The 18,904-nt window shown below is 64.1% G+C and carries 18 protein-coding genes; 4 read left to right on the top strand and 14 right to left on the bottom strand.

What is annotated here, in order from left to right:
• The first annotated feature begins 6 nt into the window (after positions 1-6).
• A complete protein-coding gene (gene tkt / locus NMQ14_RS14185; RefSeq protein ID WP_257097160.1) occupies positions 7-2,067 on the top strand; it encodes a transketolase in 2,061 nt (686 codons plus the stop codon).
• Positions 2,068-2,163: 96 nt separating this feature from the next.
• Positions 2,164-3,180: a class II fructose-bisphosphate aldolase gene (gene fba / locus NMQ14_RS14180; protein WP_257097158.1), complete on the top strand. Its 1,017-nt coding sequence runs from the start codon at positions 2,164-2,166 to the stop codon at positions 3,178-3,180.
• A 60-nt stretch (positions 3,181-3,240) separates the two neighbouring features.
• Here the strand turns inward: fba and NMQ14_RS14175 are convergent, their stop codons facing one another.
• Positions 3,241-5,103 (bottom strand): DEAD/DEAH box helicase, encoded by a 1,863-nt coding sequence (locus NMQ14_RS14175; RefSeq protein WP_257097156.1) that lies wholly within the window; start codon positions 5,101-5,103, stop codon positions 3,241-3,243.
• A 153-nt stretch (positions 5,104-5,256) separates the two neighbouring features.
• Positions 5,257-6,117 carry a DMT family transporter gene (locus tag NMQ14_RS14170; RefSeq protein WP_257097153.1) on the bottom strand — a complete coding sequence of 287 codons (861 nt, stop codon included), beginning with the start codon at positions 6,115-6,117 and terminating at the stop codon, positions 5,257-5,259.
• Positions 6,118-6,473: 356 nt separating this feature from the next.
• Here NMQ14_RS14170 and NMQ14_RS14165 point away from each other — a divergent pair, with 356 nt between their 5' ends.
• Positions 6,474-7,256, top strand: coding sequence for a hypothetical protein (locus tag NMQ14_RS14165; protein ID WP_257097151.1), 783 nt, complete (start codon positions 6,474-6,476; stop codon positions 7,254-7,256).
• Between the two features lie 24 nt (positions 7,257-7,280).
• On the opposite strand, the gene NMQ14_RS14160 is transcribed toward NMQ14_RS14165, so the two are convergent.
• Both NMQ14_RS14160 and NMQ14_RS14155 read right to left on the bottom strand, forming a co-directional pair.
• Entirely contained in the window at positions 7,281-8,768 is a 1,488-nt protein-coding gene (locus NMQ14_RS14160) for an acetamidase/formamidase family protein (protein ID WP_257097148.1), read from the bottom strand.
• A gap of 315 nt (positions 8,769-9,083) precedes the next feature.
• Positions 9,084-9,986 (bottom strand): nuclease-related domain-containing protein, encoded by a 903-nt coding sequence (locus tag NMQ14_RS14155; RefSeq protein ID WP_257097267.1) that lies wholly within the window; start codon positions 9,984-9,986, stop codon positions 9,084-9,086.
• Between the two features lie 299 nt (positions 9,987-10,285).
• On the opposite strand from NMQ14_RS14155, the gene yjjJ reads away from it, so the two are divergent.
• Positions 10,286-11,629, top strand: coding sequence for a type II toxin-antitoxin system HipA family toxin YjjJ (gene yjjJ / locus NMQ14_RS14150; RefSeq protein ID WP_257097146.1), 1,344 nt, complete (start codon positions 10,286-10,288; stop codon positions 11,627-11,629).
• 99 nt (positions 11,630-11,728) lie between these two features.
• Here yjjJ and NMQ14_RS14145 read toward each other — a convergent pair whose 3' ends face one another.
• From NMQ14_RS14145 to NMQ14_RS14105, 10 genes are all read right to left on the bottom strand, one after another.
• The gene (locus NMQ14_RS14145) at positions 11,729-12,067 is read right to left on the bottom strand and encodes a zinc ribbon domain-containing protein YjdM (protein WP_257097144.1); all 339 of its coding nucleotides are present in this window, start codon (positions 12,065-12,067) and stop codon (positions 11,729-11,731) included.
• Positions 12,068-12,156: 89 nt separating this feature from the next.
• Complete coding sequence (locus tag NMQ14_RS14140) at positions 12,157-12,558, bottom strand: type II toxin-antitoxin system VapC family toxin (RefSeq protein WP_257097142.1); 402 nt, start codon at positions 12,556-12,558, stop codon at positions 12,157-12,159.
• The gene (locus NMQ14_RS14135) at positions 12,555-12,803 is read right to left on the bottom strand and encodes an AbrB/MazE/SpoVT family DNA-binding domain-containing protein (RefSeq protein WP_257097141.1); all 249 of its coding nucleotides are present in this window, start codon (positions 12,801-12,803) and stop codon (positions 12,555-12,557) included. The genes NMQ14_RS14140 and NMQ14_RS14135 overlap by 4 nt, the downstream gene beginning before the upstream one ends.
• 234 nt (positions 12,804-13,037) lie before the next feature.
• Complete coding sequence (locus tag NMQ14_RS19845; RefSeq protein ID WP_373457198.1) at positions 13,038-13,136, bottom strand: hypothetical protein; 99 nt, start codon at positions 13,134-13,136, stop codon at positions 13,038-13,040.
• 111 nt (positions 13,137-13,247) lie between these two features.
• On the bottom strand, positions 13,248-13,817 hold the full coding sequence (locus NMQ14_RS14130; RefSeq protein ID WP_257097140.1) for a PIN domain-containing protein: 570 nt from the start codon (positions 13,815-13,817) through the stop codon (positions 13,248-13,250).
• A 1-nt stretch (position 13,818) separates the two neighbouring features.
• Positions 13,819-14,277, bottom strand: a complete 459-nt coding sequence (locus tag NMQ14_RS14125; RefSeq protein ID WP_257097139.1) for a helix-turn-helix domain-containing protein — start codon at positions 14,275-14,277, stop codon at positions 13,819-13,821.
• Between the two features lie 386 nt (positions 14,278-14,663).
• Entirely contained in the window at positions 14,664-15,674 is a 1,011-nt protein-coding gene (locus tag NMQ14_RS14120) for a virulence RhuM family protein (protein ID WP_257097138.1), read from the bottom strand.
• A gap of 27 nt (positions 15,675-15,701) precedes the next feature.
• Positions 15,702-16,190: a type II toxin-antitoxin system VapC family toxin gene (locus NMQ14_RS14115; protein ID WP_257097137.1), complete on the bottom strand. Its 489-nt coding sequence runs from the start codon at positions 16,188-16,190 to the stop codon at positions 15,702-15,704.
• An 11-nt stretch (positions 16,191-16,201) separates the two neighbouring features.
• Positions 16,202-17,245, bottom strand: coding sequence for an XRE family transcriptional regulator (locus NMQ14_RS14110; protein ID WP_257097136.1), 1,044 nt, complete (start codon positions 17,243-17,245; stop codon positions 16,202-16,204).
• A gap of 222 nt (positions 17,246-17,467) precedes the next feature.
• Positions 17,468-18,544 (bottom strand): Fic family protein, encoded by a 1,077-nt coding sequence (locus tag NMQ14_RS14105; protein WP_257097135.1) that lies wholly within the window; start codon positions 18,542-18,544, stop codon positions 17,468-17,470.
• Positions 18,545-18,904: the final 360 nt, after the last annotated feature.

Below are 18,904 nucleotides of genomic sequence, written 5' to 3'. Positions count from 1 at the left end.
CATGCAATGAACAACGTGAATGCCGCTCACCCGGACTCCACCCTCTTCCTGCGCAGCCAGTGCGCCAACGCGATCCGCGCGCTGGCGATGGACGCGGTGCAGGCCGCCCACTCCGGTCACCCGGGCATGCCCATGGGCATGGCCGACATCGCCGAGGCGTTGTGGCGCCACCACCTCAAGCACGACCCGGCCGACCCGCACTGGCCCGATCGCGACCGCTTCGTGCTGTCCAACGGCCACGGTTCGATGCTGCTGTACGCGCTGCTGCACCTGACCGGCTACGACCTGCCGATGGACGAACTGCGCCGCTTCCGTCAGCTGCATTCGCGCACGCCCGGCCATCCCGAGGTCGATGTCACGCCGGGCGTCGAAACCACCACCGGCCCGCTCGGTCAGGGCCTCGCCAACGCGGTCGGCATGGCGCTGGCCGAAAAGCTTCTCGCGGCCGAATTCAACCGCCCCGGCCACGCGGTGATCGACCACCGCACCTGGGCCTTCGTCGGCGACGGCTGCCTGATGGAAGGCATCAGCCATGAGGTGTGCTCGCTTGCCGGCACCTGGAAGCTGAACAAGCTGGTCGTGTTCTACGACGACAACGGCATTTCGATCGACGGCGATGTGAGCGGCTGGTTTACCGACGACACGCCGGCGCGCTTCGAAGCCTGTGGCTGGCGCGTCATCCGCGGCGTCGACGGCCACGATCCGCTGGCACTCGACGCCGCCATCGCGGCTGCACGCGACAGCGACCGCCCGGTGCTGGTGTGCTGCCGCACCCGTATCGGCCAGGGCTCGCCGAATCGTGCCGGCACCGCAAAGGCGCACGGCGAAGCGCTGGGCGAGACCGAAATCGCGCTCACCCGCGAGGCGCTGGGCTGGGTTTCGCCGCCCTTCGAGATTCCGGCGGCACTGCGTGACGCCTGGTCGGCGAAGGAACACGGCGCCCTCGCCCGCAGCGCCTGGCAACAGCGCTTCGACAACTACACCAAGGCCTTTCCCGAGCTGGCGGCCGACCTGAGTCGCCGCTTCCGGCGCAACGTGCCGCTCACGTCGGACGCGCTGCGCGCGCTCGAAGCCGCGTGCGAAGGCGCCGAAGCGCGAGCCGCCGCCGTCGCCACCCGCAAGGCCTCGCAGGACTGCCTGCACATCATCGCCCCGGTCATCCCCGAGCTGCTGGGTGGTTCGGCCGACCTGACCGGCTCCAACCTGACTGACTGGAACGGTCACCGGCCGTTGAAGGGCGACGGTACCGGCAACCACGTGCACTACGGCGTGCGCGAATTCGGCATGGCGGCGGTGATGAACGGCGTGGCGCTGCACGGCGGCTACCGTCCGTACGGCGGTACCTTCCTCACCTTTTCCGACTACGCGCGCAACGCCATACGCATGTCGGCGCTGATGCGGCTGCCGGTCATCCACGTGTTCACCCACGACTCCATCGGCCTGGGCGAAGACGGCCCGACGCACCAGCCGGTCGAGCACGCGGCCAGCCTGCGCCTCATTCCGGGACTGGACGTATGGCGGCCGGCCGACGCCACCGAAACCGCCGTCGCCTGGCGCGAAGCGCTGCGGCGCGGCGCGGGCGCCCAGCCGGGCCCCGCCTGCCTGCTGCTGTCGCGCCAGGCGCTGCCGCATGCCGGCGACGGCACGCCGCGCATCGAAGACATCGCGCGCGGCGGCTACGTGCTGCGGGCGCCACGCGACGAAACGCTCTGCCTGATCGCCACCGGCTCCGAAGTGGGCATCGCGCTGCAGGTCGCGGAAAAGCTGGCGGCCGAAGGCATCGCCGCGCGCGTGGTGTCCATGCCCTGTATCGAAGTGTTCGAGCGCCAGGAGGCCGACTGGCGCAGCGCCGTGATACCGCGCCATCTGCCCCGCCTGGCCATCGAAGCCGGCTGCACCGCCCTGTGGTGGAAGTACGTCGGCGAACAGGGCGACGTGGTGGGCCTGGACCGCTTCGGCGAATCGGCGCCGGCCGCGCACCTGTCCGAACTGTTCGGCTTGTCGCCGGACGCCGTGGCGGCGCGCGCGCGCGCGCTGTTCGCTTCGGCGGACCGCACAGGAGGGTGACGCGACGGCGACACCCCCGGGCGCACCGGACACGGTTCCGGCACGCCCTTCCCTTCACCTTGAACTACCACGACCGGAATACCCGAGGAGACCTTGATGCCCATGATTTCGCTGCGCCACCTGCTCGACCACGCCGCCGAACACGGCTACGGCGTGCCCGCCTTCAACATCAACAACCTGGAACAGATCCAGGCCATCATGCAGGCGGCGCAGAAGGTCAATGCGCCGGTCATCCTGCAGGCCTCGGCTGGCGCCCGCAAATACGCCGGCGAGCCCTTCCTGCGCAAGATGGTCGAAGCGGCAGCCGAAATGTATCCGGACATTCCGGTCGTCATGCACCAGGACCACGGCGCCAGCGCCGCGGTGTGCGTGCAGGCCATCCGCTCCGGCTTCACCAGCGTCATGATGGACGGCTCGCTGATGGAGGACGCGAAAACGCCCGCCAGCTACGAGTACAACGTGGACGTGACGCGCCGCGTGGTCGACATCGCGCACGCGGTCGGCGTGTCGGTCGAGGGCGAACTGGGCTGCCTCGGCTCGCTCGAATCCGGCACCGCCGGAGAGGAGGACGGTGTCGGTGCGGCCGGCGTGCTGACGCACGCGCAGATGTTGACCGACCCGGAACAGGCGGCCGACTTCGTCGCCGCCACCGGCGTCGATGCGCTGGCGATCGCCATCGGCACCAGTCACGGCGCCTACAAGTTCTCGCGCAAGCCGACCGGCGACATCCTCGCCATCGACCGCGTCAAGGCCATCCACGCGCGCCTGCCGAATACCCACCTGGTGATGCACGGATCGAGCAGCGTGCCGCAGGACTGGCTGGCGGTGATCCGCGAGCACGGCGGCGACATCAAGGAAACCTACGGTGTGCCGGTCGAGGAAATCCAGGAAGGCATCCGCCACGGCGTGCGCAAGGTGAATATCGACACCGACATCCGCCTCGCGATGACCGGCGCCATGCGCCGCGCGATGGCGAAGGACCCGTCCGAGTTCGATCCGCGCAAGTTCATGAAGGACGCCATGGCCGCCGCCTGCGACCTGTGCATCGAGCGCTTCGAAGCCTTCGGGTGTGCCGGCATGGCGGGGCGCATCCTGCCGCGCAGGGCAGCGTAGCCGCGTCCACCTGCGCGGACGTCGGCACGCACGGCTCGCCGTCACCGGACCCGGTGACGGCTATGCGACGGCCTCGCCGCCCTGCATGGCCTTCAGACGTGCAGCGAATCCCCGTTCGGCGGAGGCCGTCACCAGCAGGCGCTCGGTCGAGCGCGTCATGGCGACGTACAGCAGCTTGGCGTCCGCCGCCACGCGGTCCGCGTCGTCTTCCGCTCGCGGCAGGGTGTGGGCGCCGCACACGACCATGAACGGAAATTCCAGCCCCTTGCTGCTGTGCATGGTCATCAGCTTCACCGTGTCCTCGGACGGGCTGAAACGGCGCTTCGATTTCGAATCGGACAGCCAGTGCACCGGAATCGAGGCGGCCGTCAGGTAGCGATGAAGACGGTCGCCGATGTACGTGTCGGGACAGGCAATGCACATGTCGGCCCAGGCCACGCCGCGTTCCGCATGCATCTTCTTCAACGTGCGCGTGATCAGCGCCATTTCTTCTGCCTCCGACTCGAGGATGCGCAGCACCGGCGGCGGTCCGCGGCGCCCGCTCGACTGCGGTTCGAGCAGTGGCACGTGGTCATCGTCGGCATCGGCCGCGGTCAGGTAGGCGCGCGCGAAGTCGTAGGCGAAGCGGATCACGTCCTCGGTGTTGCGGTAGTTGAGCTTGAGCACCGTGCTGCGGCCACGCGCCTGTATGCCCACGCTGGACAGACTGAAGTCCAGACCGCCGCGCTTGCCGTAGATCGACTGCGCATCGTCGTACAGCATCAGGAAGGACTGGGTGTCGGGATCGACCATTCCGACTACAAGGCGCAGCCATTCGGGTGCGAAGTCATGCCCCTCGTCGATCATCACCGCGCCATACTGACCGCGCGGAATCGCTCCCGTGTCGACGGCCTCGATCACGGCGGACACGACACGATCGAAATAGTCCTTACCGGCCGCCGGGCGCTCGACGTGATACGCCCGCAACTGCTCGCTGCACCAGTCGTGGAAGTGATACACGCTCACCTTGCCGGCAAGGCCCCGGAGGGCGATGAGGTCGCGCAGGCGAGCAGCCAGCGCAATGTTGTAGCAGAGCACGAGAATGGGCTTGGCGAGCACGCGGGCAAGATGCAGGCAGCGGTAGCCGAGGATGAGCGTCTTTCCGGATCCGGCCACGCCGTGAATAACGCGGTGCCCCTCACCCAGGCTGCGCGCCAGCAGCTCCTGCTGCATGTCCATCACCCGGATGAGGTCCGGCAGCACGCCGTCGTCAGATGCGTCGTGTCCCGCTTCGGCGAAAAGATCCGCCTGCTGGTGACCGATGCGCACCTCCGGAAACAGATGCCAGCGTATGCGGTCGATCTGCGGCAGCGTGAGACTTTGCGGGAAGCTCACGTCGAACATGTTCCACAGCTGCTGCTGGAAGGCTTCGGCATCGCTCGCCTCGCGCATTTCATCGGCGCAGATCACGCGATGGGGCGGCAGGACGTCGCCGAGATCGGTGGCGTCAAACTGCTTGCGTGTCATGCCGCTGAGCACGACGCCATAGCCCCACGGCAGCACAAGCTTGCCGCGATGCCGGCCTTCCTGCTGCACCAGCTGCGGATCGCGCTCCAGATCGCCAATCAGCTGATAGGCACACTGCCTGACCTGTTCCAGCGGATTGCTCACCACCCTCGGACCGGCCTCGGTCAGCAGCTGCACGGATACGCGGTCGATGGACTGCAGGGTGGCTAGGCGCCAGTCCTTCACCTCCAGCAGCAACAGACCACGGCGGGGGTGCAGAACGATGAAGTCCGAATACCGTCGGCGGGCACCGACCGGCATGTCGTACCAGCACAGGTAGTCATCTTCGAGCTTGTCTTCGAGACGCTGCGCGAAACGTCGTTCGCCCGCCTGCATGCGGGAGGCGCAGGCGTTGTATGAAGGGATGAGCGTGGCCATGCTTCAGGATGACGGCACGAAACATCGCGCATGATAGACGTATGGGTCTGCCGGGGTCACGAACGCGCAGGCGCGCGGCCTGCACACCGTGACGGTTCGGCGGCGTAGCAGCGGGTATCGGCGTTGTGATCGACGGCGTGCAGGGCACGCCCTTCAACGACGCCGGCACAGCAGCACGCCGCCCAGCGCCAGCGCGAAGCCGGCGATCTGCACGCCGCTCAATCGGGCATCGAACAGCCACCAGGCCTGCACTGCCGCCAGCGGGGGTGCGAGCAGCAGCAGCACCGTAACCTTCGCCGCCGAGCCGCGGCGCACCATCCACACCAGCAGCGTCGTGGCCACACCCGACAGCGCGAGCACCGACCAGGCCAGCGCGCCCCACAGCGCAGTACCCGGTCGCCACAGCGACTCGCCGATCATGATGGCCGCCACGCCGACCACCAGCGCGCCACCGGCGTACTGCACCGCACTGGCGCTGATCAGGTCTGCCGCTGCGAGCGAGGTTTTCTGCACCAGCGTACCGGCAGTGATCGCCGCCACCGACAGGAGCGCCACCACAATGACCGCCGGCGACAGGCCGTCACCGTCGAGCGCGAACAGCCCGGGCGACAGCACCAGCAGTACGCCGACCGCACCCGTGACCAGACCGGCCCAGAATGTCCGCCCGACCGGCTCGTCGAACAGCCGCTGCGCAATCAGCGCGGTCACCATGGGTTGCAGCGTGCCGAGCAGCGCCATCACCGCCGGCGACAGGCCGTGCGACACCACCCAGTAGCCGCCACCAACATAGACCCCCTGCAGCAGCGCACCCGCGAGCAGATGCTTCGGCCACGTCGCGCGCGCCGGCCAGGTCACCCGCAACGCCAGCGCCAGCCCGGCGAAAAGCAGCACCGACGCCAGAAACCGCACCAGCAGAAAAAGGGCGGGCGCTGCCACGCCATCGATCGCACGCGCGACGATGAAGCCGGTGGACCAGATCAGCACGAACAGCGCGGGGGCGACAAGGTTCAGCACAGGACGCGACGTAAAGGAAAACGCGCATTCTGGGCGAAGCCGGACGGGGCGTGTGAGCGGCGCGGACGGGGCGATTCGCGATCAATGGATCGCTCCCACAGGATGCGGCGCGGTTCCGGGGGAGTGATCCATTGATTGCCCTGCTGATTCCACAACTTCGGCGTGCTTCTTGTGGGAGCGATCCATTGATCGCGAAGGCGGGCCTTGCAATCGCGCAGGGCGCCCCGGACTGTTGACCGAGAACAGCGAAATCGCGTCGTCCTTGTTGAGCTCGGGCGCGCGCATCGTTGTCACGCACCTGTCGCGATGCTTGGCTAAGCTCCACGTCGAACATGGCCAACCGATCGGAATGCATCATGAATCGCTTCACCTACGCACTCTTGCTGCTCGCCTCGTGCCAGATCGCGCCCGCGCTCGCCGCAAACTACGATATCGACGCGACGCGCAGCTACGTCGAGATCGAAACGGCTGGCGGCTGGCAGAACGTCGGTGTCTATGACGAGAATTCGCCGCTGCCTGACAACCCGCTCTGGATCGTGGCCGGCGAAGGGCAGACGCTGTTCCGGTGGGAGCTGAGCAAGACGGTCACCCGTGTGGCACTGTCCGGCCGGATCGGGTTCGATCTCGTCGAGTCCGACTACACCCCCGGGGTCTTCCGGGCATTTCGTGCCGAACCGACGCAACTGATCGCCGCGATCGACATTCCGGATGACGTCCGGGTGCCGTTCTACATGAATTACTCGCCGCTTACCGGCGCGCTCAATACACCACCCGGCATGGTGGACAACGATGGCTTTCTGCCCTACATGTCCTGCCTCTGCTTCGACATGGGCCCGACGCCGGATCATCCGCGCACGTACTACAGCGGCTCACTGAGCGACAGCGGACTGACACTCGGCGGCGTGCGTTCCTACGGCATGTCGGGCGGCTTCTTTCTCGGCTTCGACGACTTCGACTACGTGGTGGCGGCGGTGCAGCCGGACGCGCCATCGTTTGCCGGCACGCCGCGCATCCAGCGCATCGTGATCGATGCCGGCATCAGCCCCGTGCCGGAGGCCCGGGCTGCCGCGATGTGGGCGGCCGGGCTTGCGTTGCTGGGCGGTCTGGCGCGCACCCGCAACAAACGCACGGTCTGCTGAGGCGGGCACGCCGGCGCCTGCGCGTCAGAGGCTGCCGCCGGAGAACAGCGCCTTCCTGATCACCGCGTGCACGCCCCAGTTGCCGTCCACCACCTGGGTCACGGCGAAGTCGACGCCGACCGACAGCAGCGAAATCGCTTCGTCCTCGGTGAGCTTCTGCGTGTCCATCAGGAAGGCGCGGCTCTTGCGGAAGGCGTCCTTCAGCGCGAGATCGACCGACGATTTGGCGTAGATGTCGCTCTGCGCCTTGTCGCCCAGCTCGGCCAGGTAGTTGGCGAAGCTGAAGCCGTGGATCACCCACTCGTCAGGCGTCTCGAGCAGCGGGTAGGCGAGCTTTTCGAGCGCGGTGCCGGCGAGGTCGGCCTTCTTGTGCAGGATGAACTGGAAGGTGCCGGTCAGCGAACATTCGATCGCCGTGCCGCACAGTTCGGAATCGCCCTGCGCCGCGTGCGGGTCGCCGACCGAAAACAGCGCGCCCTTGACTGCGACCGGGTAGTACATCGTTGCGCCCTTGCCGATGCGCCAGTTGTCGATGTTGCCGCCGGTGTAGCTGGGCGGAATGGAATCGACCATGTCGGCTTCCTTCGGTGCCACGCCGGTCACGCCGAAGTGCGGCCGCGTCGGCACGCGCACGTTCTTAAGAATGCCGTGGTTCTCCTTGATCGTCGAGTGGTCGACGACCACGCCCGGGTAGTCGATCGTCTTGTGCACCACGCCGAACGGGTCGGTCTGCGGCGTCCACTGGAAGTTGTACACCGCCTGCGCCCAGTTCTTCTCGCTGCTGGCGTCGATCTCGTAGATCGTGATGACTTCGCGGTTCTTCGGCTCGGTGATCAGTTCCTTGTAGTGGAAGCCCCACCAGGCTGCGGCATTGACGCCGAAGCTCTTGCCCTTGTACTTCGGATTGGCGCTCGGCCGGGGCGACACATCGACGATGCGCACTTCGAGCACGTCACCCTCTTCCGCACCTTTCACGTACACCGGCCCGGTGCATATATGTACACCGAGACCTTCGCCGGCGCCGCGCCCGAACAGGCTGGCGTCCATCGGCCCGGCACCGCGGCGGATGACACCCTTCTTCTTCTTGTCCCAGTAGAAGACGCTCTCGGCGCCCGGATCGCCCTTGATCAGCCGCTCGAAATCGTCGCCCGCGTGGTGGGTCAGCGTTTCGATGGTGACGAAATCACCCGGCTCGATGCTTACCTGCGGCTTCAGCGACTTGCTGAAGTAACCCCAGTGCACCGTGTCGGCGCTGGCCGCGATGTAGTAGTGATTGACCGCCTTCATCGTGCCGGTGGCCGCATCCTTGGCCATCGCCGAACCGACCCAGCCGGCGCTCAGCGTGCCGAAGCCGGCCGCCAGCGAACCCTTCAGCAAGCCGCGCCGCGACGGATCCGGCGGCGCCGGCGCATCGAGCGCCGCCTCGCCGTTGCCATCGACCTGTACCGTCAGGCGGCCTTTTGCATCACAGAAACTGCAGTGCTGATGTGCGGGATGAGTACAGCTCGACATGCGGACGCTCCTTCTGGACGAGTGGGGATGTGCAGCACCGCGTGTTGCGCTGCATCAATCGTGCCAGAGGGAAAATCGTTATGAATCAACGGTCGGGTGCGTGACATTTGCCCGCTTTGGGTGCGTTGCGCACTGCAACAGAGCGTTTCCCGATCGGGAGTGTGCCGTCATCGGAGATAACCGGGCACGTTCAGGTTCATCAGTCACGTCCTATACCCGCTGGTGCTGTAGTTCCAGAGTCCGCTTCCCTCGTAGCGTCTGGACTGACCGGAGAAGCCTGGTATCAGGCACCTCCCGGCGCCGGCAAAAGTACACTCACTGAACGTACTGAGGCTTGATGTTTCGGCAGCGCTGATCGAGCTGATGGGCGATCTGGCGCATGTGCGAATCGGTGACTGCCTGAGCGCGCCTGATCGTGAGCAGATGCGCTTGCAGTTCCTTGCCGCTGAACACGCTCACAGTGCCGGCACCCTTGCGTTCCACATACCAGCCGGGCAAGGCCACGACCGGCACCGCAGTCACCGGTGCGCCTGTCGTCTTGCCGAGCCAGTCGGACAGCCATTTCGCCTGTCGCCCGGCCTGGTCAATCGGGTCAGTGGTTGAGTGGTGGGGAAAGACGAGCTTCAGCCCGTCGAACACCACACGCGCATTCGCCTTTCCGTCACCCCCAGTGCGTTTGGTGTAACCCTTGGTTTCGACGGCGAACACTCCTTGGGGCGCAACGACGACATGATCGATATTGAAGCCCTTGGCTTCGACATCATGAAAGACCCACGCACCCTTGCGCATGAGTTGGTCCAATTCCTGTGCAACGGCCAACTCCGCGTCGTAGCCGGCTTTCAGTGCATCAAGCTTCTTCGCTGCCTTCAACATCCTGACAACGCTATGGACCATGAAGCCCAGCACGACCAGCGCCACGAGCGATGCAAGCCCAGCACGCATGCCTGTTGCCCCATCGCTGTATACCTTCACGAAATAGATGGCGGTGAGTGCTGTCGGTATGAGCATCAGACGCATCAGGTGTTCGTCGATGTCATCCCTGCACGACTCGATTCGCTTCAACAGGCTGTGCCCCGGCGGACGAAGAAGGTCGTCCGTCAACGGCGTCCTGCTCCGCTTGCGTACCTGACGCTTGCGCACCAGCAGAAATCCCACGGCCACCGCCGGCCCGATCAGCATCACCACTGCAACGCCAAGCGCCCGGACAAGCTCCAGCATCAAGTCCACCAAGGGCCTCCGGACTTTCCATTCCTGAAATCGGTCGGACTGGACATCAGTTCTCCTGGTATGCGCGTTCAATCAGCGATTTCGCCCGGTCGACATCCGCCGGCGTGCGCCGACTGACCTGCGAACGCGCGGGCATCGGGCACCGCGCGACTGTAACCACAAACGCGAAAGTCAGAAACGGGAACGGTGCGGCACCGGGCGCGGCAGATAGACGTGGGATAAACCTCGAGACGGGCCTCAGGTCAGACGTGATATATATTCACATATCTATTCATTAATCCATTCAAAGCATGTCGCCGCACGCTGAAAGCATTCGCATGCGCCTGTCCGGGGGGCCGCTGTCTGCGCGCCAACTGTCTGAAAGCATGGGCATCAGTCAGCCGACGATGTCGCGTGCGCTGACCGACCTGGGCGACGACATCGTGCGCATCGGCGCGGCACGATCCATTCGTTACGCGCTGAGGGATGCCGCACGTGGCTTGCCGGACATCGCGATATACGGGGTCGATGCGGAAGGCCGGATCAAGCTGCTGGGCACGCTTGTACCGGTGCGTTCCGAAGGATTCGTGATGCGCCAGACCGACGGCGTCACGCGGTACAGCGAAGGTCTGCCCTGGTGGCTCTTCGATATGCGCCCGCAGGGCTATCTGGGTCGGGCCCACGCGGCGCGCCATGGTGCTGAACTCGGGCTGCCGGCCCGACTGGCCGACTGGAGCGATACGCATGCCTTGCGGGCGCTGCTGGCGCATGGTCACGACCTGGTCGGCAATCTGCTCCCCGGCGATGTGGCGCGCGACCGGTTTCTGGCCATGCCGGTTCCGGCGCCCATCCCCGATGCGGAAAGGGCTGAAACCTATGCCCGCCTGGCGCGCGAGGCGGCCCGGGGGGACACCCCGGGATCATCAGCGGGGGGGGAACAACCGAAATTCACCGCCTATGCCATGACACCCGGCGGGGCCCGGCATGTGATCGTGAAATTCAGCGAACCCGAGAACAGCCAGGTCAGCGAGCGCTGGCGTGACCTGCTGCTGGCTGAGCATGTCGCGCTTGAAACGCTGCGTGACGCGGGCGTTCCGGCTTCTTCCACGCAGTGGATCGACCACGGTGGTCAGCGCTTCCTGCAGATCGAACGCTTCGATCGCATCGGCCGTCTGGGACGGCGGGCGCTGTTCTCACTGACTGCGCTGGATGCAGAGTTCGTCGGCGAGGCATCGGTCGGCTGGCCCGACATTGCGGCCAGGCTCGCCGCTGCCGGCCATATCCGTCCGGAAGCGGCGGCCGGCGCCGGTCTGCTGTGGGCTTTCGGCACGCTGATCGGCAACTCGGACATGCATGCCGGCAATCTGTCCTTCGTTGCCGAGCAGGGACGTCCGTACGACCTCGCACCCGCCTACGACATGACGCCGATGACCTTCGCACCGCGCAGTGGTGGTGGCCTGCCCGACACGGTTCCCGAAGCCGTCATTCACGCAGGCGTGGCAAACGAAACGTGGCGTCAGGCCGAGGCGCTGGCACGCGCCTACCTCGCCCGGATCATGGCGCACAGCGGATTCAGCGAGCGATTCCGACCCTGCATCGCTGCGCTGGAACGTCACATCGACAGCGCAAGTGCGCGGATCGAACGACTGGCGTGAGCGTGCCGACGAAGACCTCGGCACCGGCAAGGAAAGCAAGGCCTGAATAGCGGCGGGTTGGCGAGGATCAGGTCGGCGCACCGACCGGAAGACGTCCGATCAGGCCTTCTTGACGAATTCCGACTTCAGCTGCATCGAGCCGAAGCCGTCGATCTTGCAGTCGATGTCGTGATCGCCTTCGACCAGGCGGATGTTCTTGACCTTGGTTCCCACCTTCAGCACCGAGGAACTGCCTTTCACCTTCAGATCCTTGATCAGCGACACGGTGTCGCCGTCCTGCAACAGATGGCCGTGGGCGTCCTTCCACACGCGCGGCTCATCGCCACCCGCAGCGGCATCGCGACTCCATTCATGGCCGCATTCCGGACAGACGAGCAGGGTGCCGTCTTCGTAGCTGAATTCGGAACTGCACTGGGGACAGGGGGGAAGGGTGCTCACGGGTTTCCTTGGGAAGGGGTGGTTCGAAGGGGGTCGCTGGAAGGGGGGCGCCGGAAGGGACGAAGACTTTCGTGGCGCGGGTCGGTGAATCAGGTCGCCAGCAGTTCCATGCCTGCCCGCTGCGCGCGGCGATCGAAGGTGGCGATGCGATCGCAGCCCGCAGCGCGTGCGCTCGCCACTATGAGCGCGTCGGGAAAGTCGATGGACGGATCCGCTTCGATCGCTGCGAGCGCCTGATTCACGATGGCGCGCTGATCGATCAGCAACTGGCGCGAATCGAGCAGATCGCGCACCAGCTCGCAGATATCGTGCTTCGACGCCTGGTACAGGCGCTGCATGACCCAGCAGGTTTCGACCAGCACGATGAGCGATACGAAGGCAGGCGATGTATCGCTCACCTCCTGTTCGATCAGGTGGGTGGCACGCGCGGATTGCTGTGCATCGTCCTGCGCCAGGTAGCGTACCAGTACGTTGGTGTCGAGCGCGATCACGGGTTGCCGACCCCTGAAGCGGCATCGGCGATGGCCGCATCCATGTCCTCGATCGATACCGGCGCATCGGCGCGGCCGGCGAAACGACCTTTCAGATTGCGTACGTCCGCGCGCAGCGGAACGATGCGGAAGCCTGCACCGTCGGCGACGAAATCCACCTTGTCGCCCGTCTGCAGACCGAGCGCGGTGCGGACGGCCTGCGGCACGGTGATCTGCCCCTTGCTGGTCAGTGTCGATGTGGTCATCCCGGCCCTCGATTCCTTACTTTCGGTAAGGAATCATAGGCGAAGGACACGCGTCGATCAAACGCCGACATGCGGCAGGCGCGTCGCCGGGTCGGTGCCGTGAGGGTCGCTGCTCAAGGCTCACGTTTCACCGGAACCTGTCGAGCGAATCGACACATCCGGAAATCGTGTTCAAAACTCAGGTGAAAATCGACAGGTTTTACGGACATGTTGATTGAGTCGACGAGTCTGCGCTCAACCTGTCAGCTCGTTGAACAGGGCTACGTTGATGTAGTACTTCTCCCGGCCGAGCTTCTGGTCGCGCTGGATGCCCTGCCCGGCAAGGTGCTGCAGGTAGGTCGAGGCGGTCTGCCGCCCGGCGATGCCCGCGTCGGCGACGGTTTCCGGGCTTGTTCGCTCATGGTTGGACGTGCGTTCAGGTATCTGCCTGCAAATCCGATCCTGTCAGAAGGCGATCGCCCGCTGCCGCAATTGCGATACCGTTTCCGGCAAGCCCTGCTGAAGCAGCGTGTCGAGATAATCATCCCGAGACTTCGGCGGACTTTTCAGACTGGCGCGATGTCTTGCTACCGCCGCCAGCACCCATGCCGGGTTCAGATCGATCAGATGCGCGATGAACTCATCCGGATGCTGCGCCTCCACTTCGTACTCATCGAGCACCTCAGCGGGAAAGTCTTTCAGATTGAAAGTCACAATCACGCTTGAGCGACTGCGAATGGCTGCCGCAAGGACATGCCGGTCGTCCTCATCCGGCAGCGCCAACCCCGGTATGAGGTACTCATAACCTTCCACCAAACAGTCACGGACGTTTCTGTCCATCAGCTCGCGCGTGCGCGCCAGTTGTTCCGGCTTCAGATCGGGCCGGCTGGCCAATACATTGCGCATCCATTCGGCGTGAATCTGCTGCGTCCATTTCGCACAGTACAGATCGGTCATCGCGAGGTGCATCAAAAGATCGCGCAGAGGTGCCGGGTAGAGCACACACACGTCATACACCACCGAAAAGCGGGTCACTTCAATAGCCCATGTTCAGTTCTTGTGCCTGGGCCGTCAGCGCCTCCAATGCCTTCAATCGTTCCGTATCGACGTGGTTCTTGTAATTCACCAGATCCTGGTAATACACGCGCCGGTGGGTACCCACCTTGTGGAAGGGAATGCCTCCACCATCCAGCAACTTGACCAGATACGGACGGGAAACATTGAGCATGTCGGCCGCCTCTTGTGTCGTCAGTTCCGCGTGCACCGGGATCAGGCTCACCGCATTGCCCTGCGCCATTTCAGCCAGGATGTCGATCAGCAGCCGATAGGCCGCGGTCGGAACGCGCACCGCCTCGTGCTCGCCCCCTTGATCGACGACCCGGATTGTCTGGGTCTCTTCGTGGCTGCTGAGGTACAGGGAGAGCAGCCTGCTGCTTTCCCGGGCCAGCGTCGCTTCGGCCTCCGTCGGGAGGTTGGGTCTTGCGTTCGTGTTCATGGTTTGCTCGGAGTCGGTATCGATTTCAGTGCTGGAGTCAGAGGCTTCGTTGAGTCGTCGTCAGCGTCGGTATCAGTTCAGGATCAATGTGAGCGCGGGTATTGGTATCAATGTCGGTCAGTTCATGCGGCAGGCCATTTGCAGGCCGGACCTCTCGGGGATGCCGGGCGCAGCCATTTCTCGCCGAAGGCTGACTATACACAACCGAAATAAACGAAACAACCGAAACAAACGAAATACGCGGGGGTGACTTCAACCGCCGCGTGACAGGCATGGAGGCGGGGTCCAGCGCCCGCTCCTTGTCGAGTAATCAGGCGTTGCGCCACGCTCACGTTTCACCGAAACCCGTCGAGCGGATCGCCACATTCGTTTCCGGGCTTGTTCGATCAGGGTTTCGGGCGTTTCTTCAGGGTGTTTTCCAATGCCTGCAATTCGGCTTCGTCCTGTTCGTCGGCCTGGCGCGCCTCGTCCTGTTTGCGGCGCTGGTCGTAGTCGTCGTAAAGCGCGCTCGTGGTGCGCTCCATCTGCGCGTGGCTCAGCTTGCCCGCATGCGTGAGCACCGGGAAACCGTTGCTCGCGATGATCTGGTCGACGTTCTGGCGCCAGAAGCTCATGCGGATTTCTTCGCGACGCTTGGTGCGCAGTTCGGCGGTTTCCAGAAAGATCACCACCAGGCGGTTCAGCGTGTCGATTTCGTCTTCGGTCAGGTAGTTTTTGGCGAGCAGGATGTCCTGCTTGCGCACCCGGGCACCCTGCCAGTTCAGCAGGCCGAAGTGTCGATCGTCAGGGTTGGCGCGCGCCGTGATCAGCTCGGCTGCGGTCTGCTGCGTAACGGCGTACAGCAACAGGTTCTGTACGGTGGCGAAGAACGTCTGCGTCGCCTGGTCGCTCTTGTCGTAGTCGCTGCTCAAGGCAAACAGGTCGCGCACCTTCTGGTAGAAGCGCTTCTCCGAGGCACGGATGTCCCGGATGCGCGCCAGCATTTCATCGAAATGGTCCGGGCGGCCATCCGGGTTCTTCAGACGCTCATCGTCCAGCACGAAGCCCTTGAGCAGATACTCCTTGAGCACCGTGGACGCCCAGCGGCGGAACTGCACCCCGCGCGGCGAACGTACGCGGTAGCCGACAGCGAGGATGGCGTCGAGGTTGTAGAGCGTGACCGTGCGCCGCACCTCGCGCGAGCCCTCGGTCTGAACTGTCAAGGAATCCTTGACAGTTGCCGCCGGGTCCAGCTCACCGTCCTCGAAGATGTTCTTCAGATGCAGCGAAATGTTCTGCTTGGTAGCGTCGAACAGCTCGGCCATTTCCAGCTGTGTCAGCCAGACCGTCTGCTGGTCGGCCCGCAGCCTGATCTGGCTGCGTCCGTCTTCGGTGGTGTACAGAATCAGTTCGCTCATGATGTTTATAGAAAACCGGCTGTCAATTTACCCGCGCCACTGCTTCAGTCGAGCCTGGCATTCGACATGTGGCAAACGCGCGTTCCTTCGCAGCATGAGTTCAAGACAGTCGGCGGCGCGAGCCGGCTGGATCACCGCATGCTCGACCAGACGATCCAGAAGCCATAGCGCGCCATGCACTTCCAGGCCGTGCTTCTGTGCCTGCTTTCTCAGCCGGCCATCACCGGTGAGCAGTGGTCGTGCGGTCTGCCGAGCCAGAAAGTAGCAGGAGACATCGGGCAGGGAACTGTTGTTGTGTTCCATCATCATGCCGTGCAGCTCGGAGATTGCCGTGCCGTCCATCCCCTCGACAATCAGGCCTCGCGCGAGCAGGGCCGCATGGTCGAAGTCCTTCAGTTCTTCCAGTACGAAATCGGTACAGCAGAGCGCAAACGGCAGCCGGAACAACTCGTCGAGCAGGCCGGCGTTGTTGAAATCAATCCAGATATTGGTGTCGCTGATGTAGATCCGGCTCATGCGGAAACGGCCTACACCTCGATCGCGGGCTCAAGCTGATCGATCGGACGCTGCAGGAATTCGGACGCGCGGGACCGGGTGAACAGGTCCTCCGCCAGGCCCCAGAACACCAGGGATTCGAAGCGGCGCGGCTGCTCGGCAGGCCATGGTTCCGGCTCGGCGGAACGCCAGCCATTCACGTTGAACTGGATAGACGCGGACTTGTAACCGGACTCGCTCAGCAGATCCAGATCCTTCAGCCGACGCAAAGCCACCTGCATGGACACGCCGTAACGCCGCTTGGCGTTGAGCAGTTCCATCATGTGAACCCTGGAGCGCTGGTGGCTGCCGAAATCCAGTACGACCTGATCCCTGGAGTAAAGGAAGGCGCCCGCGAAGCGATGGCAGCAGGCCTCTTTCTCCGGCTCTGGCATCTCTTCCGGCAGGGCCATGATCCAGTGCCCCAGCTCGTGCGCAGCGGTGAAACGCATGCGCTCGCCGGGGCGGGTGCGATTCAGGGCGATCAGCACGTGCTGCTCGTCGTGGGTGGCGGCGCATGCGCCGTCGAAGTCATCCGGCCCGTCGAGCAGCGCGACCTTGATACCGTGGTCTTCGAGCAGTTCGGTCAGATTGGCGATCGCATCGCCACCGATCGCCCAATCTTCCCTGAGCTTTCTGGCCGCGTCCTCGGCGGCATCTACGGACGCGACGGGTATGGCGCGCGCAGGAACGGCGTCCAGCGCGACGTCCGCCGCGTCGAAGCATCGCTCCAGCGCGATGTAACGCTCCAGATGCTCGCGCATCTGCTCCTCGACCTGTTGCTGTCGATACTTCGGCATTTTCGCGAGCTTGCGGAATTCCAGCGGCGCCAGGGTCACGGCGTCCGGGCGGAAGAAGTACTCGGGCTTCACGTCCAGCGCGTGTGCCAGTTGCAGCAGGCGCGCCGAATTCGGCACCGCGGCGCCCTTCTCGAACTTGCTCAAGGCCTGCTTGCTGATATCGCCCAGCCTCTGCGCAAGATCTTCGAGGCTCAAACCCCGGAGCACGCGGGCACGGCGGATGCGGTCATGGATCATTGCGGCCTCCCAAGTTGACAACCCTATACAAAACGTAGAAATCGTCAACCTGCTTGGTGCGGGTGGAATGCACAGCGACCGGTCTTGCGATATGCGGTGCTCCAGGTTCGCGGGTCACTGAAACCTGTCGAGCAAATCGACACATGCGAAATTCGTGTTTAAAAATCCGTCGAAAATCGACACGTTTTACGGACATGTCGATTGTGTCGACGCGTTCCGCGCTCAGCCTGCCAGCTCGTTGAACAAGGCTTCGTTGATGTAGTACTTGTCCCGGCCGTGCTTCTGTTCGCGCAGGATGCCCAGCCCGGCAAGGTTCTGCAGATAGGTTGAGGCGGTCTGCCGCTTGGCGATGCCCGCGTCGACGACGAACTGGATCTTCGTGTACGGGTGCCGGAAGATGACCTCGATCAGATCCTTGCTGTAGATCGCCGGTGCTTCGGTCTGCACCCGTGCGCGCACGCTTTCCATCAGGGCACGGATCCGCTGCACCTGGTCGTGGGTCTGCTGCGCCGTCGATTCGATGGCGCGCAGCATGAACAGAATCCAGTTCTCCCAGTCCTGCGACTCGGTGACGCGGCGCAAACCTTCGTAGTAGGCAGCACGGTTGGCGATGATGTAGCGCGACAGGAACAGGACCGGGATGTCGAGCAGCCCCTTCTCGACCAGATACAGCAGATTCAGGATGCGCCCGGTACGGCCGTTGCCATCCGGGAACGGATGGATCGCCTCGAACTGGTAATGCAGCACCGCCATCTTCACCAGCGGGTCGATGCCATCGTCGGCATGGATGAACTGTTCGAGGTTTCCCAACTTGTCGCGGATCACCGCTTCGCCGACCGGCGGCGTGTACACCACCTCGCCGGCCTCGTTCTTCAGCGCCGTACCCGGAATCGCCCGGATGTCGAGTTCGGTCTGCTTGATCAGGCGGACGATTTCGATGAACAGATTGGTCGTCAGCGGCCGAGCCTTCAGCGCCTGAAAGCCGTGATAGAGCGCCTCCCGGTAGCGCAGCACTTCCTTCGTATGCGGATCGCTCTTGCCTTCGGGATCGGCGTCGGCCCGGTACAGCTCATCGTTGGTGGTGACGATGTTCTCGATCTCGGACGACAGGCGGGCTTCCTGCAGCGCAATGCTGCTGATCAGCATTCCTTGGTTCGGGATCTGTGCTGCCAGACCCCGCAGGTTGGCCAGCATGCGATTTGCGCTGATCGCCTGCTTGAGAACGGCCCGGGTTTCGAGTTCGACCGGCGGCGGAAGCAGGGGCAGGTCGTTGTAGGGCTGCGCGCGATCGAACGGCATTCAGCGACCTTAGTATGAAGACGTGTCTAAAAATAGCTAACTTTTAGACATATGGCGAGCGGTCTGTATAGAAATCGGCGTTTTCTATACCTATGCACAGCGGCCATTGATCTGCCAAGGGTTCTGCCGTCTCGGCCAAACTTAACCTCGCGGAACCTGTGCGAAAGCCGGGGCGGTTCAGATGCGCCCCTACTAGCGGGGCTTTATGCACTACGCCCTCACCGCTCGTATTCACGGCTATGTCTCGCCTGCCCAGCAAGAGCAATGCAAGTAAAAACGTGGCAAACAGCGCCATGGGGGCTCAGCTACTTCCGACCCATTGATGGATGCGGCCGCCAGCGCTTAGATCCAGCGCGGGTA

The sequence above is a fragment of the Methyloversatilis sp. XJ19-13 genome, assembly GCF_024580155.1.
Taxonomy (GTDB): Bacteria; Pseudomonadota; Gammaproteobacteria; order Burkholderiales; family Rhodocyclaceae; genus Methyloversatilis.
This window is presented reverse-complemented; position numbering and strand designations above follow the sequence as displayed.

Excerpts from the sequence above, each read along its gene's own strand:
- NMQ14_RS14105 (WP_257097135.1), bottom strand. The coding sequence starts at position 18,544 with ATGCCGTTCGATCGCGCGCAGCCCTACAACGACCTGCCCCTGCTTCCG.
- NMQ14_RS14120 (WP_257097138.1), bottom strand. The coding sequence starts at position 15,674 with ATGAGCGAACTGATTCTGTACACCACCGAAGACGGACGCAGCCAGATC.
- NMQ14_RS14165 (WP_257097151.1), top strand. The coding sequence starts at position 6,474 with ATGAATCGCTTCACCTACGCACTCTTGCTGCTCGCCTCGTGCCAGATC.
- fba (WP_257097158.1), top strand. The coding sequence starts at position 2,164 with ATGCCCATGATTTCGCTGCGCCACCTGCTCGACCACGCCGCCGAACAC.
- NMQ14_RS14125 (WP_257097139.1), bottom strand. The coding sequence starts at position 14,277 with ATGAACACGAACGCAAGACCCAACCTCCCGACGGAGGCCGAAGCGACG.
- NMQ14_RS14155 (WP_257097267.1), bottom strand. The coding sequence starts at position 9,986 with ATGCTGGAGCTTGTCCGGGCGCTTGGCGTTGCAGTGGTGATGCTGATC.
- NMQ14_RS14110 (WP_257097136.1), bottom strand. The coding sequence starts at position 17,245 with ATGATCCATGACCGCATCCGCCGTGCCCGCGTGCTCCGGGGTTTGAGC.
- tkt (WP_257097160.1), top strand. The coding sequence starts at position 7 with ATGAACAACGTGAATGCCGCTCACCCGGACTCCACCCTCTTCCTGCGC.
- yjjJ (WP_257097146.1), top strand. The coding sequence starts at position 10,286 with ATGTCGCCGCACGCTGAAAGCATTCGCATGCGCCTGTCCGGGGGGCCG.
- NMQ14_RS14115 (WP_257097137.1), bottom strand. The coding sequence starts at position 16,190 with ATGAGCCGGATCTACATCAGCGACACCAATATCTGGATTGATTTCAAC.
- NMQ14_RS14175 (WP_257097156.1), bottom strand. The coding sequence starts at position 5,103 with ATGGCCACGCTCATCCCTTCATACAACGCCTGCGCCTCCCGCATGCAG.
- NMQ14_RS14135 (WP_257097141.1), bottom strand. The coding sequence starts at position 12,803 with ATGACCACATCGACACTGACCAGCAAGGGGCAGATCACCGTGCCGCAG.
- NMQ14_RS14160 (WP_257097148.1), bottom strand. The coding sequence starts at position 8,768 with ATGTCGAGCTGTACTCATCCCGCACATCAGCACTGCAGTTTCTGTGAT.